The sequence below is a fragment of the Bacteroides clarus YIT 12056 genome (assembly GCF_900129655.1).
GTDB lineage: Bacteria > Bacteroidota > Bacteroidia > Bacteroidales > Bacteroidaceae > Bacteroides > Bacteroides clarus.
Window position 1 is genome coordinate 108,305 of the sequence record NZ_FQWK01000004.1, and the last position, 25,629, is coordinate 133,933.

A 25,629-nucleotide genomic window follows, 5' to 3' on the forward strand; every position below is an offset into this window, starting at 1 on the left:
GGCTGAACATTCGGTATCAAAGGGTGGTATCCGCCGTACCAACGGTTGGTACCGATAATACCAGCGGTTGGTACAAGCAATACCAAAGCGTGGTACGAGGAATACCAACGGTTGGTACGGAGAGTACCACACCGGGGAACGTCTTGCAGCCTGCGGGCTTATGCCTATTGCGTCAGTATCTCGTTTCCGTTTTCGGTAATGAGAATCATGCTTTCCCATTGGGCGGAAGGCAGACCGTCGTCGGTGCATACTGTCCAGCCGTCGGCTTCGTCGATGAAGACCTCGTATGTGCCCATGTTAATCATCGGCTCGATGGTGAATGTCATGCCCGGTACTATCAGCATGCCCGTACCGCGCTTGCCGAAGTGCTCTACGTCCGGTTCTTCGTGGAACTTGATGCCTACGCCATGTCCGCAAAGGTCGCGCACTACGCTGTAACCGTTCTTCTCGGCATGCTCCTGGATGGCGGCTCCCACATCGCCCAATCGGGCCCAGGGCTGTGCGGCCTGTATGCCGATGTCACGGCACTCTTTGGTCACCTGCACCAGACGTTGCATCTCGGGACGGACGTCACCAATCATGTACATGCGCGATGCGTCGGAGAAATATCCTTTATATATGGTGGATACATCCACGTTTACAATATCTCCGCTGCGCAGGAACTCTTTGGTGCTGGGGATGCCATGACACACCACATCGTTGATGCTGACGCATACGCTCTTGGGAAAGCCCTCGTACAGGAAAGGGGCGGGGATGGCATCGTGGTCGGTCGTGAAACAGTATACCAGATGGTCTATCTCTGCCGTAGACATTCCCTCACGGATATTCTCAGAGATGTAATCGAGCAATGCGGTGTTTATCTTTGCGCTTTCGCGTATGCCGGCCAGTTGCTCTTCCGTGCGCAGCAAGTGGCGTGACGGCAGTTTATATCCTTCTCTTTTATAATGTTGAATCTTGGCTTCTACTTCGTCGGAATAGTTTTTAGGAGCAAACCGGACTCCTTTTACGGACTTCTTCATTATTGCATATTTTATAAACGATGCGCAAAAATACGAATAATTTAAGTGTGAGTATTTATAATGTTTGAATAATTAGAAACTAATCCGTACTTATTCTATGAGAACAATAAAAAAGGGATGCTTCGGAAAGCATCCCTTTTGCGTATACATCGGTTTGTATTGATTAGAATTCGTAGTGGAAACCGAATGAGAGGTCTTCGCTTTTGAGGTTGAAACCGTAACCGCTGCCGGCGTTCATATAGTCGTCCCTGTAACCCAGGAAACCGCATTTGGCAAGTACGCTGAACTTGTCGTTCAGTTTGATGGCGATGCCCGGTTTGAAACCGATTTCAAAACCGTTTACGGCATCGGCGCCTTTCACCTTTTGAGTGGAGAAGCCCAGACCGCCATCGATGAACAGGCGGACAACCTTGTTTTCATAATAAGAGTAACGTGCGTATGGAGCAAGGCCGAAAGCATTGTATTTTCCTTCGTCCAGTTTGCTGTGCGAGAATGTCAATATACCGCCGACAGCCCATTTTTCATTCAGGTTGTATCCTACTTCCGGATTCAGCGTGAAAGTCGTTGCGTCGACATCGTCGTTGTGCCATAAAGATACTGCTCCGCCAACATACACTTGTGCTTTTGCTGATAAAGCAGCCATTGCGACAAATAATAAGATTACAAACTTTTTCATTTTCTTCTTACCTTTTAGTTATACAAATTGTTATTGAACCGTGAATAAGAATATATCCGAACTCCGACCGGCAGAATGGTTGAAGTTCTTGTTGACATGTTCTTTATTCGGGGTGCAAAAGTATAAGTTACATTCGTATGAGACAAATTTTTAGTTACTTTTTTATAAAATAAAGAATCGGGAACGGTACAATGCATTACTTTTGCAGCGGTAAAAAGTTTGTTTTACAGGTTGTATTTTTTCAAATGAAGAAGAGTCTTATTGCGTTAGCGTTCGGCACCTTAGGATTGGGTATCGCCGAATTTACGATGATGGGCATTTTGCCCTATGTTGCCGCTGATTTGAATATCAGTATTCCCGTTGCGGGACATTTTATTTCCGCCTATGCGCTGGGCGTATGCGCCGGTGCTCCCATGTTGATTTTGGCGCGTAAACGTCCGTTGAAACATATCCTGCTGGCATTGATGGCTTTGATGCTGGTAGGAAATCTGGGGGCTGCGGTGGCTCCCGATTATTGGTCGTTGCTGGCGGCGCGTTTCATTTCGGGCTTGCCGCATGGGGCATACTTCGGAGTTGCTTCCATTGTGGCGGGTAAGCTGGCTGACGAGGGTAGAAGTTCCGAGGCCGTATCCATTATGATAGCGGGTATGACGGTCGCCAATCTGTTTGGCGTTCCGCTGGGCACTTCCTTGAGCCACATGCTCTCGTGGCGCGTTACATTCTTGCTGGTGGGTTGCTGGGGCTTGATAGTTCTTTATTATATATGGCGCTGGGTGCCTGTGGTAGAGGGACTGAAAGATACCGGATTCAAGGGACAATTCCGTTTCCTGAAGACACCCGCTCCCTGGTTGATATTGGGGGCGACGGCTTTGGGCAATGGCGGTGTATTCTGCTGGTATAGCTATATCACACCGTTGCTGACGAACGTTTCGGGTTTCAGCTCCGAGAGTGTGACGGCGTTAATGGTTCTGGCGGGATTTGGTATGGTGGTCGGCAATCTGGTGAGCGGACGGCTTTCCGATAAATATACTCCGGGCAAGGTTGGCATGGTGGTGCAGGGCATGATTTGCATTGTGCTGTTGATGCTGTTTTTCCTGTCGCCCAATCCGTGGTGCTCCGCCATATTGATGGCTCTTTGTACGGCGGGGCTGTTTGCGGTGTCGAGCCCCGAACAGGTATTGATTATCCGCGTAGCTCCCGGCGGGGAGATGCTGGGCGGCGCCTGTGTGCAAATGGCATTCAATCTGGGCAATGCCATCGGGGCATACGTAGGAGGCCTGGCTCTTAGTGGCGGATACCGTTATCCGGCTTTGGCAGGCGTGCCTTTTGCGCTGACAGGTTTCATCTTATTCGCTATCTTCTATAAGAAATTTCAGTCTAAATATTAAGCATCTCATTATTTTTATGTATGTTTGCCCGTAAATATTAACTAAACTTGATAATTATGAAGATTTTGAACTTAGTGAAGATAGTGTTGTTATGCGTAATGACTATCGGGCTGGCTTCTTGCGGGGATGATAACTACTATACCATACAGAATACCGATGAGAAGTTATGCAGCGATGCTTGGATGGAAGATTATACGACCGACGAGGGAGAATGCAGACATATATTGGAATTCACAAAGGGAAAGCAGAATGGCAAGGAAATTCTTTCCGGAAAAGAAACGCTGATAGTCTATGAAGTCGGTAAGATGAAGACTACGGAGAGTGATTTCACATGGCGGTGGATAGATAACTCGAGAGAGGGACTTGTTCTGAATTACGGAGCCGGCGACATAAAGTACTTTGAGAATGTTTGGGTACGCGACCATTACCTCTCCGGAAAATTGGATGGAGAAATCATAATGTTGACCGCCTCCAAGTCTATGACTAACCGGAATTAGAAATAAAAGATAATGAGAAAATATTTAGGTATACTGTTTTTATTCACATTGACATTAACTCTTACGTCATGTGAAGAAGATGATCAATATGATATAGAATCTATCTTTATAGATCGCGCATGGACAGGAGATGTTGGCATGAATGCCGACTATGGAGAACCTCTTTTTAGTACATTTACATTTGGTTGGGATGGATTTGGTGAAGAATATCAGTATTATCAGTTGGATGGTAGGCTCTATGAGCATTTCCGTTTCCAGTGGTATTGGGAGGATAGTAGCAATCGGAATCTTGTATTAGATTATGGTAGAGCCGGAATATCTTATATGGATGATGTAAGAATCGCAGGAAATCGAATGTATGGAACTTTTTATTTATCGAATGATGCTGTTCCATTTGAGTTTAGATTAGATATGGAATAAAATAAAAAAGAAAGGGTGTATATCAAAGTGAATCTCAACTTTCATTCTGATATACACCCTTTTACTTGGATATACCTTATTGTTTCTTTAGGAATAATTTTTTGAAGTCTCCCGGATAAGGCGTTTCAAACTGCATCAACTCTCCGGTCACAGGATGATAGAAGCAGAGCTTGAAAGCGTGTAATGCCAATCGTCCGATAGGATTTACCTCTTCCAATCCATACCGTCCGTCACCTATGATGGGATGTCCCAAATCCTGCATGTGCACACGAATCTGATTCTTGCGTCCCGTTTCCAGATTCAACTCTACGAGTGAGAACCCGTTGGCGCGTTTAATGGTGCGGTAGTGGGTGATTGCTTCTTTTCCGCCATCGTCTGTCGGGTTGGAATATACGTACAGCTTGCGGTCGGTGAGCCAAGACCTTACCATGCCGGCATTGTTTTCCATTTCGCCCGCAACGACGGCTACATAACGCCTGTCGGTCACAATATCATGCCAGTTGTCGCGCAATGTGTTCTGCGTCTTTTCGTCTTTGGCAAACATCATCAATCCCGAAGTATCACGGTCCAGGCGATGGACGATGTACACACGGTGCTGTCTGCCCGACCGCTGAACATATTCGTTCAATATGGTATAGGCAGTGCGTTCTTTCTGTCTTTCCGTATTGACGGACAACAGACCCTGCATCTTCTCGACGACAATGATATATGCATCCTCATATACAATCTTCAGCAGTTTGTTGCTGAACTCTTTACGTCCTTTCTCGCGGCTGATTTGCACTTTCATGCCCGGTTTCAAAGGGAAATTGTACTGCGTTGTGATAACACTGTCCACATATACAATTCGTTTGCTCAATAATGATTTCAACTTGGTACGGCTGGCATCCGGCATTTTGGCAGCCAGGAATTCCATCAGTTCCATCGGCTCTTTTACCATGTAGTCCGTATATTGCGTGCGGGCTCTTGCCATGTTTCTTTCTTTTGCCACGAGTATAATAATTTGTAATTAATGATTCGTTTCAATTCTCAAGCCTTTCAACTCTTAAACTTCTGCTTTCAGTTCAAGCAGTACCACGTTCTCCACATGGTGCGTATGCGGGAACATGTCTACCGGCTGTACGGCTTTTACTTTGTATTTTGCATCGAGCAACTGCAAGTCCCTTGCCTGCGTGGCAGGATTACAGCTCACATACACGATGCGTTTCGGCTCGGCAAACAAGATAACATCCACCACATCCTGATGCATACCGGCACGGGGGGGATCGGTGATGATTACATCCGGACGGCCGTATTCGTTGATGAAATCCTGCGTCAGCATATCCTTCATATCGCCGGCAAAGAACAGCGTATTCTTGATGCCGTTGATTTCCGCATTGACCTTGGCGTCTTCGATGGCTTCGGGCACGTATTCGATTCCGATAACCTGACGCGCCTGCTTGGATACGAAGTTGGCAATGGTTCCCGTGCCCGTATAAAGGTCGTATACCAGTTCGTTGCCTGTGAGCCCTGCGAAATTGCGGGCTACTTTATATAGATTGTATGCTTGTTTGGAGTTCGTCTGATAGAACGATTTGGGGCCTACCTTGAAACGCAGGCCTTCCATTTCCTCAAAGATATGGTCTTTGCCTTTGAATGTATGCACGTCGAGGTCTGTAATGGTATCGTTGCACTTATTATTAATAATGTATAATAACGACGTGATTTCGGGGAAAGTATCCGCCACATACTGCAACAGTTGTTTGAACAAAGCCATTTCCTCGTCTTTCTCAATCTTGCAGATAAGGATTACCATCAACTCGCCGGTACTGGACGTGCGCACAATCATATTGCGCAACATCCCTTCCTGCGTACGCAGATTGATGAACGAGTAATCGTGCTCGTAGGCATAGTCGCGTACCGCATTGCGGATACGGTTGGATATATCATCCTGCAGCCAGCATTTCTCTATGGCCAATACCTTGTCGAAGGCGTTGGGAATGTGGAAACCTACCGCGTTCATTTGCTCGTACACCACGTTTTGCCGGACTTCTTCCGCAGTCAGCCAGCGTTTGTTGGAAAAAGTGTATTCGAGTTTATTCCGATAGAACTCCGTTTTTTCGGAGCCGAGTATCGGCGATATTTCCGGAAGCTCTACTTTCCCGATGCGGGTAAGGTTGTCCGTTACTTGTTTTTGCTTGTATTTTATTTGCTCTGAATAGGGGAGCACCTGCCATTTGCAACCGCCGCATACACCGTAATGTTGACAAAACGGGACTGCTCTTACCAGTGAGTATTGGTGGAACTTCACCGCTTCCGCTTCTGCGTAATGATGCTTTTTTCTCTTGATTTGCAGGTCTACCACGTCACCCGGAACGACGTATGGTACGAAAATTACCAAATCATTGACCTTTGCGATGGCTTTTCCTTCGGCAGCCACATCCGTAATCTCCACCTTTTCTAACAGGGGAAGTTCTTTTCTCTTTCTTGCCACTTTTACACCAGTATAATAAATTCAGTGGCAAAAATAGGTATTTTTTCGGGATTTCTCTCTATGAATCGGAATATTAAATTTTGCAATGTCGAAATTGCATTTTGCCTTAAAGTTTTTTCTTAAAAAGTTTTCTAGTCTGCGAAATATACTTAGATTTGCGAACAGAAAAATGAAAAAAATCACAATCAAGAACTTTAAATTTATATTATGGACAAAAAAAGAGTTTATACCTTTGGTAACGGCCAGGCGGAAGGAAAAGCCGGCATGAGAAACCTTTTGGGAGGTAAGGGAGCTAACTTGGCAGAGATGAACCTTATCGGAGTTCCGGTTCCTCCGGGCTTTACAATTACGACAGAAGTTTGTACAGAATATTATGAAATGGGGCAGGACAAGGTTGTTGCTCTGTTGAAACAGGAAGTGGAAAACGCCATCGCACACGTAGAAACGCTGATGCGTTCTAAATTCGGCGATGTGGAGAACCCGTTGTTGGTTTCCGTACGTTCGGGCGCGCGCGCTTCCATGCCGGGTATGATGGATACGATTCTTAACCTCGGTTTGAACGATGAAGTGGTGGAAGGCCTGATTCGCAAGACGGGCAACGCTCGCTTTGCATGGGACTCTTACCGCCGTTTTGTACAGATGTACGGTGATGTTGTATTGGGAATGAAGCCGGTAAACAAAGAAGATGTAGACCCCTTCGAAGCTATTATAGAAGATGTGAAACATGCCAAAGGCGTGAAGCTGGATAATGAACTGGAAGTAGAAGACCTCAAGGAACTCGTAAAGAGATTCAAGGCCGCCGTTAAGGAACAGACCGGAAAAGATTTCCCGACTTGTGCTTACGAACAGTTGTGGGGAGCTGTCTGCGCCGTGTTCAACTCATGGATGAACGAACGCGCTATCCTTTATCGTAAAATGGAAGGAATTCCCGACGAGTGGGGTACTGCCGTAAGCGTTCAGGCAATGGTGTTCGGTAATATGGGCGACACTTCCGCTACGGGAGTTTGCTTCAGCCGTGACGCCGCTACGGGCGAAGACCTTTTCAACGGCGAATATCTGATTAATGCGCAAGGTGAAGACGTTGTGGCGGGTATCCGTACTCCGCAGCAGATTACCATCGTCGGTTCCAAGCGTTGGGCTGAACTTGCCGGCGTAAGCGAAGAAGAGCGTGCCGCCAAATATCCTTCCATGGAAGAGGCGATGCCCGAAATCTATAAGGAACTGGATGCTTTGCAAACCAAATTGGAAAATCATTATAGAGATATGCAGGATATGGAGTTCACCGTACAGGAAGGTAAGCTCTGGTTCCTTCAGACACGCAACGGTAAGCGTACCGGTGCCGCTATGGTAAAGATTGCCACTGACTTGCTGCATCAAGGCATGATTGACGAAAAAACGGCCTTGTTGCGTTGTGAACCCAATAAGCTGGACGAATTGCTTCACCCCGTATTCGATAAGACGGCTTTGAAGCAGGCTAAAGTGCTTACCCGCGGTCTTCCGGCTTCTCCGGGTGCGGCTTGCGGTCAGATTGTGTTCTTTGCCGAAGACGCTGCCGAATGGCATGCCGGCGGTAAGCGTGTGGTGATGGTGCGTATCGAGACTTCTCCGGAAGATTTGGCCGGTATGGCCGTTGCCGAAGGCATCCTGACGGCACGTGGCGGTATGACTTCACACGCTGCCGTTGTGGCCCGCGGTATGGGTAAATGTTGCGTATCCGGTGCAGGCGCATTGAATATCGACTACAAAGCCCGTACGGTAGAGGTAGATGGCGTTGTGTTGAAAGAAGGCGACTTCATTTCTTTGAACGGTAGCACCGGTGAGGTTTACAAAGGAAAGGTAGAAACAAAAGCAGCCGAATTGTCCGGTGATTTTGCCGAATTGATGCAGTTGGCTGATAAATATACGAAATTGCAGGTACGTACCAATGCCGATACTCCGCACGATGCAGAGGTCGCACGTAATTTCGGAGCGGTGGGTATCGGTCTTTGCCGTACGGAACACATGTTCTTCGAAGGTGAGAAAATCAAGGCTATGCGCGAGATGATTCTGGCGGAAGACGCGGAAGGACGCCGCAAGGCACTGGCTAAGATTCTGCCGTACCAGCAGGCTGACTTTAAGGGTATCTTCAAGGCGATGGCCGGTTGTCCGGTAACCGTTCGTTTGCTTGACCCGCCTTTGCACGAATTCGTTCCCCACGATTTGAAGGGACAGCAGGAAATGGCGGATACCATGGGCGTAAGCTTGCAGTATATCCAGCAGCGTGTGGAAGCGCTTTGCGAACATAACCCGATGTTGGGTCACCGCGGTTGCCGTTTGGGTAATACTTATCCCGAAATCACGCAGATGCAGACACGGGCTATCCTCGGCGCCGCTTTGGAATTGAAAAAAGAGGGCGTTGAGACACATCCTGAAATCATGGTTCCGCTGACGGGTATCTTGTACGAGTTCAAGCAGCAGGAAGAGGTTATCCGCGCCGAAGCGGCCAAGTTGTTTGCCGAAGTTGGCGACAGCATCGATTTCAAAGTAGGTACGATGATTGAAATTCCGCGTGCGGCTCTTACTGCAGACCGTATCGCTTCTTCTGCGGAATTCTTCTCATTCGGTACGAATGACTTGACGCAGATGACTTTCGGCTATTCACGTGATGATATCGCTTCTTTCTTGCCTATCTATCTGGAGAAGAAGATTCTGAAAGTAGACCCGTTCCAAGTGCTCGACCAGAATGGAGTAGGACAGTTGGTACGTATGGCTACCGAAAAAGGCCGTGCCATTCGTCCGGACTTGAAGTGCGGTATTTGCGGTGAGCATGGTGGTGAGCCTTTTTCCGTGAAATTCTGCCACAAGGTAGGTTTGAACTATGTCAGCTGTTCTCCGTTCCGCGTGCCTATCGCAAGACTTGCAGCGGCACAAGCAGCCATAGAAGATTAAGAAATGACAAGAACGCCGTAAGGCGAACTGGATAGGGCAATCAGGCCGTAACTCTCATTTGCATGGGATTACGGCCTGATTTATTTGTAAAGCACGGGTGGCCTGTTCCTGTACGTTGCAAATAAGCAATAAAAAACGCATCTGTGGCTTTTTACAGCTTACAGATGCGTTGCAACAGGGTTTTATAAGGGGTTGCTTATTTCATTCGTTTTCCTACTGTATCCCAGTCCACGATGCTCCAAAGAGCGTTGACATGGTCGGCACGTTTATTCTGATAATCCAGGTAGTAAGCATGTTCCCAAACGTCGAAGCCCAGCAGCGGGGTCAGTCCCGAACGTACGGGATTGCTTCCGTTGGCTTCTTTGGTGATATGCAGTTTACCGTTCTTGTCTACCGACAGCCATGCCCAGCCCGAGCCGAATAATCCGACTGCCGCTGCATTAAACTCTTTCTTGAAGTTCTCGAAACTGCCGAAATCACGTTTGATAGCTTCCGCCAGCTTCCCGGTGGGTTCGCTTTGAGATGGTTTCGGAGAGAATTGCAGGAAGTATAATGTGTGGTTCAGCACTTGTCCGGCATTATTAAAAATAGCACCGTCGGGTGCGGTAGCTACGATAGTAACCAAATCTTTGTTTTCATACTCCGTACCCGGAACAAGATTGTTCAGATTGTTCACGTACGTTTGCAGGTGTTTACCGTAATGGTAATCTATTGTTTGCTGACTGATTACAGGTTCCAGCGCGTTGTTTGCGTAAGGAAGTTTTGGCATTTCATGTGTCATAATCATTATCATTAAAGACATTAATAACGTATTCATAAGTTCAATTATTTAGTTTTGAAACTTTACTATACTAACGTGATAACCTATGGAATTGTTCGCTGGTGTCCGAACCTTTTTTTATCTTTGTGCCCGAACTTTACCCGTTAGATGATTAGGAATATGTCCGATTATATACAAGAATTGAATGAGGGACAGCGAGCCGCGGTGCTCTACAATGACGGCCCGTCACTGGTGATAGCCGGTGCGGGTTCGGGAAAAACCCGTGTGCTAACCTACAAAATAGCTTATCTGTTGGAGAACGGTTATCAGCCCTGGAACATTCTCGCGCTTACCTTTACCAATAAGGCAGCCCGTGAGATGAAAGAGCGTATTGCCCGGCAAGTAGGTATAGAACGTGCGCGCCATCTTTGGATGGGGACATTCCATTCCATATTTTTGCGCATTCTGCATGCGGAAGCCGCACGGATAGGATTTACCTCGAAGTTCACCATTTATGATACGGCGGACAGCAAAAGCCTGTTGCGTTCTATCATCAAGGAAATGGGACTGGATGAAAAGGTGTACAAGCCGGGTATGGTGCAGTCTCGTATCTCTAACGCTAAGAACCACTTGGTGTCTCCTGCGGGCTATGCCAACAACAAAGAAGCCTACGAAGGCGATTGCGCCGCCAAGATGCCCGCCCTGCGCGATATTTACCGCCGCTATTGGGAACGTTGCCGACAGGCGGATGCTATGGATTTCGATGATTTGCTGTTTTATACTTTCCTGCTTTTCCGCGACCATCCGGATGTGCTTGCCCGCTATCAGTCGCAGTTTCGCTATATTTTGGTGGATGAGTATCAGGACACCAACTTTGCCCAACACAGTATTGTGCTTCAGTTGGCGAAAGAGCATCAGCACGTCTGTGTGGTGGGTGATGATGCGCAAAGTATTTATTCTTTCCGGGGGGCGGATATTGATAACATTCTGTATTTTACAAAGGTATATCCGGGTACGAAAGTTTTTAAGTTGGAACAAAATTATCGTTCCACCCAAACGATTGTTTCTGCCGCCAACAGTCTGATAGAAAAGAATCAGCGGCAAATTCGCAAGGAAGTCTTTTCGGAAAAGGAGAGGGGAGAGGCTATCGGGGTGTATCAGGCATACAGTGATGTGGAAGAGGGCGATATTGTAATCAACAAGATAGCCGAATTGCGCCGGCAGGAGAATTACGCTTATTCCGACTTTGCCATACTCTATCGTACCAACGCGCAGAGCCGCGTCTTCGAGGAAGCCATGCGCAAACGCAGCATGCCGTATCGCATTTACGGCGGACTGTCTTTCTATCAGCGTAAGGAAATAAAAGATGTAATCGCCTATTTCCGTCTGGCAGTCAATCCGAATGATGAAGAAGCCTTCAAACGTATCATCAACTATCCGGCACGCGGAATAGGCGATACGACGGTAAGCAAAATCACTGCCGCCGCCACTGACAACAATGTAAGCCTGTGGACAGTACTCTGCGAACCGCTGACTTATGGAGTGAATATCAACAAAGGGACAGCGGGTAAGCTGCAAGGCTTTCGCGACTTGATAGCCGGATTTATAGAGGGCGTTACCGAAAAGAATGCCTACGAGCTCGGTACGGAGATAATCCGTCAGTCCGGTATCATCAATGATGTTTGCCAAGACAATTCTCCAGAAAACCTCAGTCGCAAGGAGAATATCGAAGAACTTGCAAACGGTATGGGAGACTTCTGCGCCCAACGGCAGGAAGAGGGTAACGCCAATATCACACTGAGTGATTTCCTTTCGGAAGTCTCCTTGCTTACCGACCAAGATTCGGACAAGGACGGAGACGATGCAAAGATAACCCTGATGACCGTACATTCCGCCAAAGGGTTGGAATTTAAGAATGTCTTTGTGGTAGGGATGGAAGAAGAGTTGTTCCCCAGCGGTATGGCGGGAGACTCTCCGAAGGCGCTGGAAGAAGAACGCCGTCTGTTCTATGTAGCCATAACCCGTGCGGAAGATCATTGTTTCCTTACTTACGCCAAAAGTCGCTACCGTTATGGAAAAATGGAGTTTGGAAATCCCAGCCGTTTTCTGAAAGATATAGATGTACGTTTCCTTAAATTGCCGCAGGATGCGGGATTGAGCCGCAGAATAGATGAGAATGCCATGTCTTTCCGTCGGGAGAACAGAGAGAATATCTCTTCCGGCATGTATGGAAAACGTGAGGAAAGAGTTCGTCCCCGGCAGGAAATCATTGCCCCCACCGTTCCACGTAATTTAAAGCGGGTGACGCCTTCTATGGGAACAGCTTCTGCCGCATCTCATTCATCGGCAGTCGCAGGCGGAAACACGGTGCAGCCGGGGCAACTTATCGAGCATGAACGTTTCGGTCTGGGCGAAGTGATGAAAGTGGAAGGCGAGGGTGATAATGCAAAAGCCACCATTCGTTTTAAGAATGCGGGTGACAAGCAACTTCTTTTGCGTTTCGCGCGTTTTAAAGTGATAGGGTGATATTAATAAGAAAAGTTTATACAACGATAAAAATGACAGACAAAGATTTCGACCTTTTTCCTTCTCCTTGTTATATCATGGAAGAAGAACTGCTGAGGAAGAACCTCACATTGATAAAGAGCGTTGCCGACCGGGCGGGAGTAGAGATTATTCTTGCTTTCAAATCCTTTGCCATGTGGCGTTCATTTCCCATATTCCGTGAATATGTAGAGCATTCTACGGCAAGCTCCGTATATGAGGCACGCTTGGCGTTGGAAGAATTCGGCAGCAAGGCGCATACGTATTCTCCGGCGTATACGGAAGCCGACTTTTCAGAAATCATGCGATGCAGCAGCCATATTACATTCAATTCGTTGGTGCAGTTCAAACGTTTCTATCCCATGATTCAAGCGGGCGGACAGGGTATATCCTGCGGCATACGCGTCAACCCGGAATATTCCGAAGTGGAAACGGAGTTGTATAATCCTTGCGCTCCCGGTACTCGTTTCGGTGTAATGGCCGGACAGCTTCCCGACGTTTTGCCGCAGGGTATTGACGGATTCCACTGCCACTGCCATTGCGAGTCGTCCTCATACGAACTGGAACGCACGTTGGAGCATCTGGAAGCGAAGTTCTCCCGTTGGTTCCCGCAAATAAAATGGTTGAATCTGGGTGGCGGACATTTGATGACCCGTAAGGACTACGATGTAGAGCATCTGATTCGTCTGCTCCGCGGATTGAAAGAGCGTTATCCTCATTTGAATATTATCTTGGAACCTGGTTCTGCGTTTACCTGGCAGACGGGGGTGTTGACTTCCGAAGTGGTGGATATCGTAGAGAACCGCGGTATTCGTACCGCTATTCTGAATGTCAGTTTCACCTGCCATATGCCCGATTGTCTGGAAATGCCCTATCAGCCTGCCGTTCGGGGCGCTGAAACGGGTGATGGAGGTGCATATGTCTACCGTTTGGGAGGTAATTCTTGTTTGAGCGGCGACTATATGGGCTTGTGGAGCTTTGACCACGAACTTCATATCGGCGAAAGAATTGTTTTTGAAGATATGATACATTACACCACGGTGAAGACGAATATGTTCAACGGAATTCATCATCCCGCCATTGCCATGTGGACAAAAGAGGGAAAGGCCGATATATTCAAGCTATTTTCTTACGAAGATTATCGTGACCGAATGAGTTGATAATCAAAAGTCTGCTTTCGCTTTGGGTGGAATGTTCAATTTTATGTGTGAAAAAAGTGCGTAGAATGTTTGCAGGTTTAAGGAAAATATCTACCTTTGCAACCGCAAACGCGGAAATAGCTCAGTTGGTAGAGCATAACCTTGCCAAGGTTAGGGTCGCGAGTTCGAGTCTCGTTTTCCGCTCTTTTCTATGATTTAATGATTGCAATTACCTATGCCCAGGTGGCGGAATTGGTAGACGCGCACGTTTCAGGTGCGTGTGTCGAGAGGCATGCAGGTTCGAGTCCTGTTCTGGGCACAAGGGTAGAGGCAATGGTCTATGAAATGTTTGGAATATGTTGGAGAGGTGGCGGAATTGGTAGACGCGCTACTTTGAGGGGGTAGTGACAATTATGTCGTGGGAGTTCGAGTCTCCTTCTCTTCACATAGTATATTGCGGAAATAGCTCAGTTGGTAGAGCATAACCTTGCCAAGGTTAGGGTCGCGAGTTCGAGTCTCGTTTTCCGCTCTTTCTTTGATTTTAATGATTGCCCAGGTGGCGGAATTGGTAGACGCGCACGTTTCAGGTGCGTGTGTCGAGAGGCATGCAGGTTCGAGTCCTGTTCTGGGCACGCTCTTTGTAAGAAGGGCATCATTTGCGGAAATAGCTCAGTTGGTAGAGCATAACCTTGCCAAGGTTAGGGTCGCGAGTTCGAGTCTCGTTTTCCGCTCTTTTTATATTTTAAAGAATAAGAATGAAAAAGCCCCGTAAGTTGTATACTTACGGGGCTTTTTTGATTTTTCCGTTCCTGGGTTTATTCCTTTTTCAAAGCAAAACCCAGCATCATGCCGTCGTAGCTGTTTGCCAGCGAGCCGATTGTTTTAAGTGTGGTATTATTGCTCTTGCTGGAAATCAGGGTAATCAATTTTAAAAGTTTATCCGAATTAAACAGCAAATCCATATTGGCGGATGTACAGTTGACTTTGGCGCTGAGTGGAATCAGCTTCATGAATTTCAGATTAACGTGCTGTGTGGAAGTGTCGTAGGAGTAAGTGCCTTTTATGCTTTTTGCACCTACTTTGGCTGTAAAAGTACTGTCTGCATTGAAGGTGAAAGACATTTGTCCTTCTTTGATACCTACCTTTGCCAATTGTTCGTTCAACTTGCTTTCGGCAGCGCCGGCGGCTACCGAACCGCCTGCTTTTTGCAGTAAGTTGTCCGATTCAAACTCAATGGCTGAACCGGTATATATCCATGTTCCTTCCATGCTGGCGGTACTTTTGCCGGTTACTGCATTCACTACTTTTTCGATATTTTCCTTGTTTAATAAATCTTTCAGAGATTGTGCCCGGCTGTTGGAAGCCATTAGCAATGCGGCAACGAATATGTGCCAAAAAACAAATCTTTTCATTTCGGTTATAATAATTATGGTTTGGAGTTAATGTCCTTGTTGATTTGTTCGATGTAGCCCAACAGTTCATCGCGTCCCATACGGTTTTCGGAAGATGTGACGAAGTAGGGGGGAAGCTCTTCCCATTGTTCGTGCAGTTTCTCCAGATAGTGGCGGATGTTGCTGTTTATCCTGCCGCCTTTCAGCTTGTCGGCTTTGGTGAAAACGATGGCAAAAGGCACTCCGTTCTCGCCCAGCCACTCTATGAAGGCAAGGTCGATGGCTTGCGGCTCGTGGCGGCTGTCGACGAGGACAAAGAGGTTGGTCATTTGCTCACGTTGCAGGATGTAGGTTTCTATGATGCGCTGAATCTGCTCTTGTCCTTTCTGCCCGCGCTTGGCGTAACCGTAGCCCGGAAGGTCAACGATATACCAACTCTTATTAATCAGGAAATGGTTGATGAGCATGGTCTTTCCCGGAGTTGCGGACGTCATGGCAAGTCCCTTGCGTCCTGTCAGCATATTGATGAGGCTGGATTTTCCAACGTTGGAACGTCCGATGAAGGCGTATTCGGGGAATGTCCCGCCGGGGCATTTGGTTACGTCTGTGTTACTGATGACGAATTCAGCGTTTGTTATCTCCATTTTGTTATCTGTTTTTTAATTGTTTCTTCCTGCAAAGGTAGCACTTATTTCAAAAATCTTTGTTCATAATGAGGAATTCTCTCTATCTTTGCCCGTCAATAGGAGAACTTTAAGTATGAACGGACAATTTCCCTCGATATTACTGGAGAAAGCGGTGAATGAGTTTGCCAAACTGCCGGGTGTGGGCAGGAAGACTGCCATGAGGCTGGTGCTCCATCTGCTGCGGCAGGATACGGCGGTGGTGGAAGCCTTCGGCAATGCCATCGTTACGTTGAAGCATGAAGTGAAGTACTGCAAGGTCTGTCATAATATTTCTGATACGGAGACTTGCCGTATCTGCTCCAATCCTCAGCGTGATTCTTCCGTTATTTGCGTGGTGGAGAACATACGCGATGTGATGGCGGTGGAAGCGACACAGCAATTCCGTGGATTGTATCATGTGCTGGGCGGTGTGATTTCGCCGATGGACGGAATAGGTCCCGGTGACTTGGAAATAGAAAGTCTGGTGCAACGGGTGTCTGCCGGGGGAATTAAGGAAGTAGTGCTTGCCCTCAGTACTACCATGGAAGGTGATACAACCAACTTTTATATTTATCGCAAACTGGAAAAACTGGGAGTGAAACTGTCTGTGATAGCACGTGGTATTTCTGTGGGAGATGAACTGGAATATGCGGACGAGGTAACGCTTGGGCGTAGCATTGTAAATCGTACTCCGTTTACGGGTACGGTATGACGTAACTTTAAAACCGATTGCATGGAAGAAAAGATAAAGCGGGTTGCATCCCGCACAAAGATGTTGTTTGTATATTTTTGGATGTTGCCCGTATTTCTTGTGGTATTTGGTGAAACAGGCGGAGAATGGGTTGGTGCCTATGCGGGAGATGTGCGTGCTACATATTTTGCGGAGACTGTTACGATTCTGCTTACGGCTGTATTAGTGCCTGTTTCCCTGAAACTTTTTTCGTGGGTGCTGACTAAGAAAATAGATGTTGTTGCCATTACGGATGCGCTGCGCTTGTATGTGTTGTGGAGTGGAGTGCGTCTGGCTCTGCTTGCCGTGCCGGTATTGGCGGGATTTCTCACCTATTACATGATACTGAGCAATAAGGGAGTGCTTTGTGCCTTAATTGCTTTGACTGCGTCTCTGTTCTGTCTGCCGGGTGAAAATCGCTTGCGTAAGGAACTGCATATAGATAAAGAATAATGAAACCTTCTTTTTTTATAAGTGAGCGTGTGCGTCTTCGGGCCATGGAGCCGGAAGATTTGGAGATAATGTATGCCATGGAGAATGACCCGCAAACGTGGGATGTCACGAACTTCTCGGTGCCGTATTCCAAGTATGTCCTGAAACAATACATGGAAAACTCGCAATGCGATATGTTTGCCGACCGTCAGCTCCGTATGATGATAGTGCGTCGCGAGGATGATGCCGTAGTGGGCACTATTGACATTACGGACTTTGCACCGATGCATTCCCGCGGTGAGGTGGGGATTGCGGTACGAAAGGAGTATCAGGGGAATGGATATGCTTCCGACGCCTTGAAACTTTTGTGTGACTATGCTTTCGGCTTTTTATTTCTGAAACAACTGATTGTGCATGTGGCCGCTGATAATGAGGTGAGTCTGCGTCTGTTCGGCTCTTGTGGTTTTGTACAGTGCGGACTGCTGAAAGAGTGGTGGTTTACAGGTGGTAGATTTAAGGATGTTGTTTTGATGCAACGTATTCGTTCCGGGAGTACGGAGTCGGGTAGAGGATAGTCGGTAATCGGATTAGTCGGTTACTGTCAGTTCAGAGTGGGGATTTGCGGAAAACGTGACCACATTTCATATTTTCCGCCGAGCTTGCCAAGCGCGTCTTTCCACAGATTCTTGCTGGCTTTTTCATCCATGAGCGAGGGAATATCCGCTTTGTCCACCAACCAGGTATTTTCTTCTATCTCTTGCTTCAGCTGTCCGGATTCCCAACCGGAGTAGCCGAGGAAGAATCGTATTTTTCCTTTTATTGAATTGCCTTCCGCCATAAATTGCTTGATGGCGGCGAAGTCACCGTTCAGATAGAATCCGTTGGCTATCGGGAGTGAATCTGCTATGTTCTCCAGCGTGTGCAGATAGAAAAGAGTGTCGGTGCTGATGGGGCCGCCTTTATAGATAGGAATATCCTCCCGACAGTCGATTTCACTTAATAAATCATTCAAAAATAGAGGCAACGGTTTGTTCATTACCAATCCCATTGTTCCGTCTTGTGTATGGTCTACTAATAAAATAACAGATCGCCCGAACATATGGTCACACAAAAAAGGTTCAGATATAAGAACTTTTCCTCGTGCAGGAACTATATGGTTAGTTTCTATTTTGAATATGTCTGTATTGATATACATGCCCCCAAATTAAGTATTTTTCTATAAAGGAGCAAATTATATTTCTCTTTTTTATGAGAAAAGTATCTTTCTTGGGAAATTTAAGGTTTTACAGAGAATGAAGCGTCTTCAGGGAGGAGATGCTCATTCTCTGTAACAAGGTATATGCGTCTTATTTTATAGGATGATTTTCTGCAAAGACAGCCATACGTTCGTCCAACTGGGCATATTGATGGTCTTGGATGAATGAGGTGCAAGCGCGTAGTCCTTCTTGATGGCTTCCGGTGGTTACCAATGAAATGGCGCTTACTCCGTAGTACATCAGTTCTTTGGCAAGTTCGCCGCTGCTCATACCCGGATAGCCGATAGTGAAGTAGAATCCGTCGGCTACGGGATCGCCGAGGTCGTTGTCGTATACCAGATGGAAGCCATGGCGCAGGAAAATCTCTTTCAATCGCCGTGCACGTTCACCGTATACCTTTACTTCGTCCAGGAAGTTGTATTTACCTTCGTTGGCAGCTTTCAGCATGGCGGCGAGCGCATATTGCGCCGAGTGGCTGGTTCCGGAAGAAAGAGCGTAAAGAACGCGATGAATGAATACAGTGCCGAATGTACCGCCACCATAACGCTGTGTCAGTCCCGGATATGCCCGGTGATAAAGTTTGTCTGAGATGCAGCTTACTCCGATACGTTGCCCTGCATAGCTGAATGCTTTGGAACCGGATACGAGTAGGACATAATGGTCTGTGTAATGAGCCACAGAAGGTTGATATGGCGCTTGAAACGGTTTGCTTAGGTCTTGGCGGAAATCCATGGCGAAATAGGCAAGATCTTCCAGAACGATTACATCATATTGAGTGGCGAGTTCGCCGATAATGCGGAGTTCCTCTTCTTTCAGGCATATCCAGCTGGGATTGTTTGGATTGGAGTAAACAATGGCGGAAATATTGCCCTTTTTGAGATAACTTTCCAGCTTATCTTTCAGTTTGTCGCCACGGTAATCGTACACATCAAAGGTTTCATATTTCTGTCCCATTACAACTAATTGTTGTTTTTGCACGGGGAAACCGGGGTCGATGAACAGAATGGTATCTTTCTTCCCGTCGCACTGGCTGCATGTGAGGAATGAGGCAAAAGTCCCCTGCATGGAGCCTGTTACCGGTACACATCCTTCCGGTGCCACATCTACGTTGATGAATGCTTTGATGAAACGGGATGCTTCCTCTTTCAATGCCGGCAAGCCGTTGATGTCCGGATATAGGCTTGCTATCCCTTTTTGCAGAGATTCAATTTCAGCCTTTACACCTACGGCTGAGGGAGGCAGTCCGGGAACTCCCATTTCCATTTTTATAAATTCTACACCGGAATCCGCTTCTGCTTTAGCTGCGATAGCTTTTACTTCGCGAATAGTGGCTTTTGCAAAGTCTGCAATATGAAAATCTTCGATAGTTTCATCGATTAGTTTACGTTCGATAGGGGTATTTTTCATAATTTCTATTTTTTGTCTATGCAAAGGTAACATAAATCTCTTATAATCAACCAATGTTAAAAAAAAGATGATTTTTTTTCTTTCAAGCTATTGCAGGTTTAAAAAAAACGCCTACCTTTGCAACCGCAATCGAGAGAGATAGCAATGATAAAATGAAATTCTGGTGCGTTAGTTCAGTTGGTTAGAATACATGCCTGTCACGCATGGGGTCACGGGTTCGAGTCCCGTACGCACCGCTTAAGGAAAACGAATGACAATGTAAACCTCTGAGAAACAACACCTCGGAGGTTTTCTTTTTTCTACTACTCCCCCTCTTACTCCCCCGGTCTTTTATACTCATTTAACCCTCCTACGTTAAAGGCTGTGAAGAATATATAAACTCAAAATACTTTGTGATGCTTTCTCAAATCGATTTGTGAGTGTTTTTCAATCATTAACACAAAACAAAATGCGATTTTTCATTTATTTTCTGACATTCTTCAAACATCACTCAAAAAGCTTAAAAAAATCCCCAACCATCCGGAATAATGTAAATATTAGATGGAACGTGCACTTAAAAAAAGAATATTTTTCACTTTACTCATTTAGATAAACGAAAGGTAAGACATAATATCTTTGTAAATTTTAATAAAAAGGTTCTTTGTCTAAGGTTGAATGAAATACTTCTTTTTCAACGCCATACTTTATATTTATATCTATAACTAAATCCCTAAACCATTTTGGAGAGGTTGGAGAAACATAAATATTTTCAATAAGTACATCTAAGTTAATAGGTTTCATTACAGATTGAACAAGTTCCTTTTTTGGAAAAAGCTTAACTACAGCACGAACCTCTTTTTCGTGTTCGAATGACTTTCTTTTATACCAAAATGACCCATTAACTCCGCATAAATGATTTTCAAAATCAATATAATTTATTTTTCCAATATCAATGTCGGGATCTTTATCTAAAGCCATATAAAGACGCTCATAAGTTGTTTGTATTGCAACACCTTGTGATGAATTATTTGAGTATAATTTCCACATAGCTTCTGATTCAAATTCATTTTCATGCCAACAACATATAAATGTATTCTGCCTTTCTTTTCTAGATAAATCTTTTAATTGTTTCAATAGCCTATTTGCTTCTGTTAGCGCTTCTTTTTCAGAATAAGTTTTTTTTATATCAGGTAAATTCTCCAAAGAAGTTATTGCTCCCCAGCAAAAACCGGCATAACAAGCATTCCATTTATATTCCAAGTTCTTATATCCTTTGGCACACTCAAATGGGTCTTCAAAAGTATCAGCTCTTGCAAAAAATAAACTCTTAGACTGAATAAGTGATATGTACTTCGCAAGATCCATAAATCTCCATAATTTTGCCTTATTATTTGGTTTAATATATAATTCCTTTTTATACAAATGTCTAACAATTATTGTTGCCAAATTTTTCGAGCAATTATCACAAACATAAGCAAGTTCATACTGCTTATCATAACCTAAATGTATTGTCTCTCCATCAGCAATCTTTTTATTACATTTTGTACATGTTCCTCGATGTTCCTTTTCAAATATTCGAACATTGCGATTATATAATTCTGTGTGCATTTGTACTCTCTTTTCATTTTTCATAATTATATCTAATATATTATTTACATCATTTCATTTTGATATAGAAGAAACAATATCCATAACCTAATTAACTTAGAGATCTCAAATTTACTTATTTTGAGATTACTTCCAAAGATATTAATATCGGGTATGAAAATAATAATAAAAACATCTTTCTACAAAAGAATGGGATTTTCTTTTCGATAGACGAATTTATCCATTCAAATCTAGTAAATTGATTGGGTCTCCATTGTCTGTTATTAGTTACCAAATTGAATATGTCCCCAAAATCCTCCGTAATGTTTTTCCGGCATGGACTACAGACCTTTCGTTACTATCCAAATTATCTTCCGTTCGCTTTTCTAACATCACTCAAAGATGTTTTAAATACCATTTGAATATAACGTCTGTTTCTTCTCCATTGGAATATACACCATGATACGCTTTTTATTCCCAAAGCGTTCCCAAAATGTTCCTAGAATCCCAATATTTTGCATTGACGTAAAAAAAATAATTGCATATAATTTGTTGATAAACAATGTTTTGAGATAATGAACATATGAGTTTGTGGCTGTTCCCAAGTAAATCATCCCTTTATTTCCCATCTTACCTTTGCTACGTCATTAAGACAAAAAGTATAACGAACTAAAATTTTAAAAAGATGGCACAGCAAAAAAATGAACTACAATCGCTGTTGGAAAAAGCGATGTTCCAAGCAACTGTTGCAGATTTTTGGATGGCCGGCCTGGAGCTGGGAGTAATAAAAACAAATCAAAGGGATGAAACGCCTCCGAAAGAGGTTTGTTCCGGTATTCCCCAATTCATAATAGGGGTAAAGGGACTTGCTGGATTCTTTGGTGCTTCCGTTTCAACAGTCAACCGTTGGAAAGCTTGTGGTCTGCTTGATGATGCAACCCTGCAATGTGGGAAGGTAGTGATCTTTGAACTGCCTAAAGTAATTGAAATCCTACGTGTGAGTGACAAGAAAAACAAGTTTAACGTTAAAAGTTAAAAGTACAATGGAAAAGAATCTAATTGATGAAGCAGTTTCCACACTGGATCTGCAAGGGTCAAATGTGAAAGAATCCACTGTAGAGGATAAGGATTTACAGGCAGGTGCATCTGCTGGTGATGCACAACAACCTAATTCAGAAGAAAACAAAGATGAAGTCCCAGAAGCAGTACCGATGAAGCTGACATGGGAAATGATCTACTCCTTATCTGTACTGCTTGGAATGGGTTATACTTTCGGGCGTATCAAGATTAACCGTGATATTGATGCGAAACAGGTCAAGAAAAAAATAGCTTCCATTCTGGCCTGCAAAGGTATCATATCTCCATTCCTTGTCGTACCTGCCATTGTTTGCCTAAAAGCGGGACTGGAACTGGAAGACGAAAACGGAAATCCAATCACAGAAGATACCCCGAACCTTGATCTTATCCTTATTGTAATTGACGGGCAGCACCGCATGGAGGCTCTCAGGCAGTTGAACAAGAAACTAAGGAAAGAAGGTAAGACAGAATATGAGGGTTATGTCTATCTTCCTCTTATAAGCGAGTATGATGTTCCCACGTTGTTGAGAGAGGCCAATTCAGCAACGAACCCTTGGGATGGTATGGATTGGGTGACACAACTTCTTGCCACTGCCAAAGAAAAAGGTATATCAACTGAAAAATTGGAGTGGGTAAAGGAGAAAGCCAAAACCGGATCTGATTCCGCTGCATGGTCTTGGGTAAATGGTGGCAAAACCAATTCAAAGACAGTCTGCATCAAGGCTTCAACCAATGATCAAAAACTGGAGGAGCTGGCTGATACTACATCATTCAAGGAGGACAAGAGACTCTATGAAGCAGCCGCCAAATCTTTTGAAGGAAATTCAGCCAAGGTTCTCGGTTGGAAAGTATTACCGGAATGGATTTACAAGCAACTGGACTCCCTGATAAAAAGGGATATGAAACGGAGTGAGGCCATGAATCTGTTGGTTGCATTTCTTGAAGGCATAGGAGCTACCAATGCACAGGAAATAAGCCAGATGAAGAAGAGCGCCAGCCAGAGCAAGGATAATATGATTATTGCCAAGTTGAACGAATTATTTGCTGATTCCAATTTTAAACACTAATGCAGATTTCCCCATCATGTGAGAGGTGATGGGGATTTCATAAACGACATTCAGAAAATGAATAACTTGAAGAAACTCAAGGAAGACGGGTATAGTTTCTGTCTCCCCCAAAAACCGAAAATAGACACCGGAATCATCAACAAGCTACAATGTCAGTTGATATGTCCTGTTGAAGCTGTTATTATTCATGTTACTACGGTAAGTGATTATCTAGCACGTGGAATATCTGTAGTAGATGGGAACGGTGATCTTGTAACTTCACTGGATAACAACTTGGAAAAGAAGCTGGTTATTGTGAGTAGTGATTTGAACCTTTGGTATGCTCTGTTACAATCTGCTGTCAAGGATGAGGAAATAAACATTGAAACTATTCCCGGCAGATATATGAAATTCTAATATAAAGTAAGCAGGGGTCCAGCTTGCTTTATCACAATTGAAGTGTAATTAAAAAATTACGATAATGGGAAAAACCAAAATTCCCATTACAGCCCTTTCTATGCTTAAAAACGTCCTTGGTGTAGAATGTAACAAGCTTATAAATAAGAAGATAATAAATTGTAAACTAAAAAAGAAATGAATGAATGAATAAACAAAAAGAAATTCTTAAAGAGATCCTTGATAATATTCCGAAAACGGATTTCAAGGAGATTTATGCCGGTGGATTGTACCGGAGGCTGGAAAAGGAAACCGATCCTGATGTGAAGAAACTTTTTCAGGAGAAGATCTATTCCATACAGGTCACTGATGAGAACAAATCCGTCCTTGTTGTCGAGAAAGTGAAGGAAGTAGCTGGACAATTAGGATATGGCCTGGTGATCAATGAGGGAAAAACGTGCTATCTGTATAACAAAGTGTTCTGGGAACCGATAAACGAGCTTGACCTGAAACATTTCCTAGGCAAGGCTTTCCAGAAAATGGGAGCCGACAAATATACAGCCAGAAATGTGAGGATAGCGAACAAGGTCCATGAACAGGCCTGCTACTCACTTTACAGGCAGACTGAACGGGATAAGGGTGTAGTTAAAATCAATCTGACTAATACGACCCTTGTGATTGGTCATGATGGAAGTGTGAAGGAACAGGAGCATTCGGCTGATGACTATTTCTTCTATGTCCTGCCTTATGAGTATGACCCCAAAGCGATGTGTCCCATGTTTCATAAGTTTCTGGATGAAGTATTGCCAGCCAAAGATGTTCAGGAAGTATTGCAGGAGTTTGTCGGTTGCTGTCTCAATCCCTTCATCAAACTGGAGAAGGCATTGTGTTGTGTAGGTTCAGGATTCAACGGCAAGAGCGTGTTCTTCGAGATTGTGATGGCTCTGCTTGGTGAGGATAATGTATGCTCCTACAACATAAACTCCTTGTGTGATGATAAAGGATACAGCAGAGCAATGATCAAAAACAAACTTCTGAACTACAGCAGCGACTTCAACGGCAAGATATTCGCCAACGGTATCTTCAAGCAACTGACGAGTGGAGAACCCGTTGAAGCCAGAAGATTATATAAGGAACCGGAGATTTTAAAGGACTATGCCAGGATTGCCTGCAATTGCAATTCAATGCCTTACAGTGCCGATACGTCTTTCGGATTCAGGAGGAGGTTATTGATTGTCCCTTTCGATGTGAAGATAGACAAGGGTAAGGCTGATCCTGATTTGGCTAAAAAATTGAAAAGTGAATTGTCCGGTATTCTCATCTGGGCCATCGAAGGTCTGGGAAGATTTATCAGGAACGGGAAAAAACTCAGCAAGTCCTCCACTCTTGAAAATCTGGAGCAGGCATATAAGGAGGATACGGATACTGTGGTTATGTTCCTGAGTGCCAAGAAGTGTGTTCCTGATAATGACAACAAGATAGGTCTGACTTCCCTGTTCAACAATTATCGGGAATATTGTAGGGATAATAACCAGAAAGCTGAGACCAGGGAAAACTTCAAGATGAAACTGAAAAGTGAGGGCTATGTGGTGGAAGAAGACAACAAGAAGGGGGTGAAGATAGGTATAAACAGTTCCATGATTAGACTTTCCTCACTTTGGGATTAGATTACTTTTCTTTCCCTGCCTCAAAGGGGGAAAAGGAGGGGAAATGGGGAAAAGAGGGGGGAAAAGCCTATTTTTTATAACTTTCTCAATTTCATCCATTCAAAAATCAGTAAAAAATTAGGTTTTAGGGGTTCCGCTTTCCCCTTTCCCCCCCT

23 protein-coding genes and 7 tRNA genes are annotated in these 25,629 nt (G+C 44.8%); 20 read left to right on the forward strand and 10 right to left on the reverse strand.

Annotated elements, in window-relative coordinates; all coding sequences use genetic code 11:
• Positions 1-164: 164 nt before the first annotated feature.
• Positions 165-1,019 (reverse strand): type I methionyl aminopeptidase, encoded by an 855-nt coding sequence (gene map / locus BUB52_RS07775; RefSeq protein ID WP_009121135.1) that lies wholly within the window; start codon positions 1,017-1,019, stop codon positions 165-167.
• 163 nt (positions 1,020-1,182) lie between these two features.
• Complete coding sequence (locus BUB52_RS07780) at positions 1,183-1,695, reverse strand: outer membrane beta-barrel protein (protein WP_009121134.1); 513 nt, start codon at positions 1,693-1,695, stop codon at positions 1,183-1,185.
• 245 nt (positions 1,696-1,940) lie between these two features.
• Between BUB52_RS07780 and araJ the strand changes: the two genes are divergently transcribed.
• From araJ to BUB52_RS07795, 3 genes are read left to right on the forward strand one after another with little or no spacing between them, the layout of a single operon-like run.
• Positions 1,941-3,083 (forward strand): MFS transporter AraJ, encoded by a 1,143-nt coding sequence (gene araJ, locus BUB52_RS07785; protein ID WP_039950428.1) that lies wholly within the window; start codon positions 1,941-1,943, stop codon positions 3,081-3,083.
• A gap of 56 nt (positions 3,084-3,139) precedes the next feature.
• Entirely contained in the window at positions 3,140-3,580 is a 441-nt protein-coding gene (locus BUB52_RS07790) for a hypothetical protein (protein WP_009121131.1), read from the forward strand.
• 12 nt (positions 3,581-3,592) lie between these two features.
• Positions 3,593-4,000 carry a hypothetical protein gene (locus tag BUB52_RS07795; RefSeq protein ID WP_009121130.1) on the forward strand — a complete coding sequence of 136 codons (408 nt, stop codon included), beginning with the start codon at positions 3,593-3,595 and terminating at the stop codon, positions 3,998-4,000.
• A gap of 76 nt (positions 4,001-4,076) precedes the next feature.
• On the opposite strand, the gene BUB52_RS07800 is transcribed toward BUB52_RS07795, so the two are convergent.
• Together BUB52_RS07800 and rlmD are read right to left on the reverse strand one after the other, a co-directional pair.
• The gene (locus BUB52_RS07800) at positions 4,077-4,988 is read right to left on the reverse strand and encodes an RluA family pseudouridine synthase (RefSeq protein WP_022218177.1); all 912 of its coding nucleotides are present in this window, start codon (positions 4,986-4,988) and stop codon (positions 4,077-4,079) included.
• Between the two features lie 54 nt (positions 4,989-5,042).
• Positions 5,043-6,470: a 23S rRNA (uracil(1939)-C(5))-methyltransferase RlmD gene (gene rlmD, locus BUB52_RS07805; protein ID WP_009121128.1), complete on the reverse strand. Its 1,428-nt coding sequence runs from the start codon at positions 6,468-6,470 to the stop codon at positions 5,043-5,045.
• Positions 6,471-6,677: 207 nt separating this feature from the next.
• Between rlmD and ppdK the strand changes: the two genes are divergently transcribed.
• Complete coding sequence (gene ppdK / locus BUB52_RS07810) at positions 6,678-9,398, forward strand: pyruvate, phosphate dikinase (RefSeq protein ID WP_009121126.1); 2,721 nt, start codon at positions 6,678-6,680, stop codon at positions 9,396-9,398.
• Between the two features lie 196 nt (positions 9,399-9,594).
• On the opposite strand, the gene BUB52_RS07815 is transcribed toward ppdK, so the two are convergent.
• Positions 9,595-10,215: a superoxide dismutase gene (locus BUB52_RS07815; RefSeq protein WP_022218180.1), complete on the reverse strand. Its 621-nt coding sequence runs from the start codon at positions 10,213-10,215 to the stop codon at positions 9,595-9,597.
• Between the two features lie 123 nt (positions 10,216-10,338).
• Here BUB52_RS07815 and BUB52_RS07820 point away from each other — a divergent pair, with 123 nt between their 5' ends.
• The 8 genes from BUB52_RS07820 to BUB52_RS07860 all read left to right on the forward strand — a co-directional run bounded on the left by BUB52_RS07820 (position 10,339) and on the right by BUB52_RS07860 (position 14,572).
• Positions 10,339-12,684, forward strand: coding sequence for an ATP-dependent helicase (locus BUB52_RS07820; protein ID WP_039950375.1), 2,346 nt, complete (start codon positions 10,339-10,341; stop codon positions 12,682-12,684).
• A gap of 32 nt (positions 12,685-12,716) precedes the next feature.
• Positions 12,717-13,862 carry a carboxynorspermidine decarboxylase gene (nspC, locus tag BUB52_RS07825; protein WP_039950373.1) on the forward strand — a complete coding sequence of 382 codons (1,146 nt, stop codon included), beginning with the start codon at positions 12,717-12,719 and terminating at the stop codon, positions 13,860-13,862.
• Between the two features lie 110 nt (positions 13,863-13,972).
• A tRNA-Gly gene (locus BUB52_RS07835) sits at positions 13,973-14,045 on the forward strand.
• A gap of 33 nt (positions 14,046-14,078) precedes the next feature.
• Positions 14,079-14,160, forward strand: a tRNA-Leu gene (locus tag BUB52_RS07840).
• A 42-nt stretch (positions 14,161-14,202) separates the two neighbouring features.
• Positions 14,203-14,286 (forward strand) — tRNA-Leu (locus BUB52_RS07845).
• A gap of 11 nt (positions 14,287-14,297) precedes the next feature.
• Positions 14,298-14,370, forward strand: a tRNA-Gly gene (locus BUB52_RS07850).
• A 21-nt stretch (positions 14,371-14,391) separates the two neighbouring features.
• Positions 14,392-14,473: transfer RNA gene (locus BUB52_RS07855), tRNA-Leu, on the forward strand.
• 26 nt (positions 14,474-14,499) lie between these two features.
• Positions 14,500-14,572 (forward strand) — tRNA-Gly (locus BUB52_RS07860).
• 84 nt (positions 14,573-14,656) lie between these two features.
• On the opposite strand, the gene BUB52_RS07865 is transcribed toward BUB52_RS07860, so the two are convergent.
• On the reverse strand, positions 14,657-15,253 hold the full coding sequence (locus BUB52_RS07865) for a DUF4923 family protein (protein WP_009121122.1): 597 nt from the start codon (positions 15,251-15,253) through the stop codon (positions 14,657-14,659).
• Positions 15,254-15,267: 14 nt separating this feature from the next.
• Complete coding sequence (gene yihA / locus BUB52_RS07870) at positions 15,268-15,876, reverse strand: ribosome biogenesis GTP-binding protein YihA/YsxC (RefSeq protein ID WP_009121121.1); 609 nt, start codon at positions 15,874-15,876, stop codon at positions 15,268-15,270.
• 115 nt (positions 15,877-15,991) lie between these two features.
• Here yihA and recR point away from each other — a divergent pair, with 115 nt between their 5' ends.
• Genes recR through BUB52_RS07885 form a run of 3 tightly spaced genes read left to right on the forward strand, consistent with a single transcriptional unit; the run spans position 15,992 to position 17,634 of the window.
• A complete protein-coding gene (recR, locus tag BUB52_RS07875; RefSeq protein WP_009121120.1) occupies positions 15,992-16,609 on the forward strand; it encodes a recombination mediator RecR in 618 nt (205 codons plus the stop codon).
• 21 nt (positions 16,610-16,630) lie between these two features.
• On the forward strand, positions 16,631-17,080 hold the full coding sequence (locus tag BUB52_RS07880; RefSeq protein ID WP_009121119.1) for a hypothetical protein: 450 nt from the start codon (positions 16,631-16,633) through the stop codon (positions 17,078-17,080).
• On the forward strand, positions 17,080-17,634 hold the full coding sequence (locus BUB52_RS07885) for a GNAT family N-acetyltransferase (RefSeq protein ID WP_009121118.1): 555 nt from the start codon (positions 17,080-17,082) through the stop codon (positions 17,632-17,634). The genes BUB52_RS07880 and BUB52_RS07885 overlap by 1 nt, the downstream gene beginning before the upstream one ends.
• 26 nt (positions 17,635-17,660) lie before the next feature.
• Here BUB52_RS07885 and BUB52_RS07890 read toward each other — a convergent pair whose 3' ends face one another.
• Entirely contained in the window at positions 17,661-18,254 is a 594-nt protein-coding gene (locus BUB52_RS07890) for a YqgE/AlgH family protein (RefSeq protein ID WP_009121117.1), read from the reverse strand.
• 151 nt (positions 18,255-18,405) lie between these two features.
• Entirely contained in the window at positions 18,406-19,722 is a 1,317-nt protein-coding gene (locus tag BUB52_RS07895; RefSeq protein WP_039950371.1) for an aminotransferase class I/II-fold pyridoxal phosphate-dependent enzyme, read from the reverse strand.
• A gap of 162 nt (positions 19,723-19,884) precedes the next feature.
• Here BUB52_RS07895 and BUB52_RS07900 point away from each other — a divergent pair.
• Positions 19,885-19,958, forward strand: a tRNA-Asp gene (locus BUB52_RS07900).
• A 388-nt stretch (positions 19,959-20,346) separates the two neighbouring features.
• Here BUB52_RS07900 and BUB52_RS07905 read toward each other — a convergent pair.
• Positions 20,347-21,333 (reverse strand): hypothetical protein, encoded by a 987-nt coding sequence (locus BUB52_RS07905; protein WP_009121115.1) that lies wholly within the window; start codon positions 21,331-21,333, stop codon positions 20,347-20,349.
• Positions 21,334-21,973: 640 nt separating this feature from the next.
• Here BUB52_RS07905 and BUB52_RS07915 point away from each other — a divergent pair.
• The 4 genes from BUB52_RS07915 (at position 21,974) to BUB52_RS07930 (ending at position 25,474) form a co-directional block, all read left to right on the forward strand.
• On the forward strand, positions 21,974-22,324 hold the full coding sequence (locus BUB52_RS07915; protein ID WP_009121113.1) for a DUF3853 family protein: 351 nt from the start codon (positions 21,974-21,976) through the stop codon (positions 22,322-22,324).
• Between the two features lie 7 nt (positions 22,325-22,331).
• A complete protein-coding gene (locus tag BUB52_RS07920) occupies positions 22,332-23,432 on the forward strand; it encodes a ParB N-terminal domain-containing protein (RefSeq protein ID WP_009121112.1) in 1,101 nt (366 codons plus the stop codon).
• 57 nt (positions 23,433-23,489) lie between these two features.
• Entirely contained in the window at positions 23,490-23,828 is a 339-nt protein-coding gene (locus tag BUB52_RS07925) for a hypothetical protein (protein ID WP_039950426.1), read from the forward strand.
• Between the two features lie 185 nt (positions 23,829-24,013).
• A complete protein-coding gene (locus tag BUB52_RS07930; RefSeq protein WP_009121110.1) occupies positions 24,014-25,474 on the forward strand; it encodes a DNA primase family protein in 1,461 nt (486 codons plus the stop codon).
• Positions 25,475-25,629: the final 155 nt, after the last annotated feature.

What these genes read in the sequence shown, in the direction of transcription:
- BUB52_RS07915 (WP_009121113.1), top strand. Translation starts at nt 21,974, where the DNA reads ATGGCACAGCAAAAAAATGAACTACAATCGCTGTTGGAAAAAGCGATG.
- BUB52_RS07815 (WP_022218180.1), bottom strand. Translation starts at nt 10,215, where the DNA reads ATGAATACGTTATTAATGTCTTTAATGATAATGATTATGACACATGAA.
- BUB52_RS07925 (WP_039950426.1), top strand. Translation starts at nt 23,490, where the DNA reads ATGAATAACTTGAAGAAACTCAAGGAAGACGGGTATAGTTTCTGTCTC.
- BUB52_RS07880 (WP_009121119.1), top strand. Translation starts at nt 16,631, where the DNA reads ATGGAAGAAAAGATAAAGCGGGTTGCATCCCGCACAAAGATGTTGTTT.
- BUB52_RS07865 (WP_009121122.1), bottom strand. Translation starts at nt 15,253, where the DNA reads ATGAAAAGATTTGTTTTTTGGCACATATTCGTTGCCGCATTGCTAATG.
- BUB52_RS07795 (WP_009121130.1), top strand. Translation starts at nt 3,593, where the DNA reads ATGAGAAAATATTTAGGTATACTGTTTTTATTCACATTGACATTAACT.
- yihA (WP_009121121.1), bottom strand. Translation starts at nt 15,876, where the DNA reads ATGGAGATAACAAACGCTGAATTCGTCATCAGTAACACAGACGTAACC.
- BUB52_RS07780 (WP_009121134.1), bottom strand. Translation starts at nt 1,695, where the DNA reads ATGAAAAAGTTTGTAATCTTATTATTTGTCGCAATGGCTGCTTTATCA.
- map (WP_009121135.1), bottom strand. Translation starts at nt 1,019, where the DNA reads ATGAAGAAGTCCGTAAAAGGAGTCCGGTTTGCTCCTAAAAACTATTCC.
- nspC (WP_039950373.1), top strand. Translation starts at nt 12,717, where the DNA reads ATGACAGACAAAGATTTCGACCTTTTTCCTTCTCCTTGTTATATCATG.
- BUB52_RS07895 (WP_039950371.1), bottom strand. Translation starts at nt 19,722, where the DNA reads ATGAAAAATACCCCTATCGAACGTAAACTAATCGATGAAACTATCGAA.
- BUB52_RS07885 (WP_009121118.1), top strand. Translation starts at nt 17,080, where the DNA reads ATGAAACCTTCTTTTTTTATAAGTGAGCGTGTGCGTCTTCGGGCCATG.
- ppdK (WP_009121126.1), top strand. Translation starts at nt 6,678, where the DNA reads ATGGACAAAAAAAGAGTTTATACCTTTGGTAACGGCCAGGCGGAAGGA.
- araJ (WP_039950428.1), top strand. Translation starts at nt 1,941, where the DNA reads ATGAAGAAGAGTCTTATTGCGTTAGCGTTCGGCACCTTAGGATTGGGT.
- BUB52_RS07920 (WP_009121112.1), top strand. Translation starts at nt 22,332, where the DNA reads ATGGAAAAGAATCTAATTGATGAAGCAGTTTCCACACTGGATCTGCAA.
- BUB52_RS07930 (WP_009121110.1), top strand. Translation starts at nt 24,014, where the DNA reads ATGAATAAACAAAAAGAAATTCTTAAAGAGATCCTTGATAATATTCCG.
- BUB52_RS07820 (WP_039950375.1), top strand. Translation starts at nt 10,339, where the DNA reads ATGTCCGATTATATACAAGAATTGAATGAGGGACAGCGAGCCGCGGTG.
- BUB52_RS07790 (WP_009121131.1), top strand. Translation starts at nt 3,140, where the DNA reads ATGAAGATTTTGAACTTAGTGAAGATAGTGTTGTTATGCGTAATGACT.
- BUB52_RS07905 (WP_009121115.1), bottom strand. Translation starts at nt 21,333, where the DNA reads ATGAAAAATGAAAAGAGAGTACAAATGCACACAGAATTATATAATCGC.
- recR (WP_009121120.1), top strand. Translation starts at nt 15,992, where the DNA reads ATGAACGGACAATTTCCCTCGATATTACTGGAGAAAGCGGTGAATGAG.
- BUB52_RS07890 (WP_009121117.1), bottom strand. Translation starts at nt 18,254, where the DNA reads ATGTATATCAATACAGACATATTCAAAATAGAAACTAACCATATAGTT.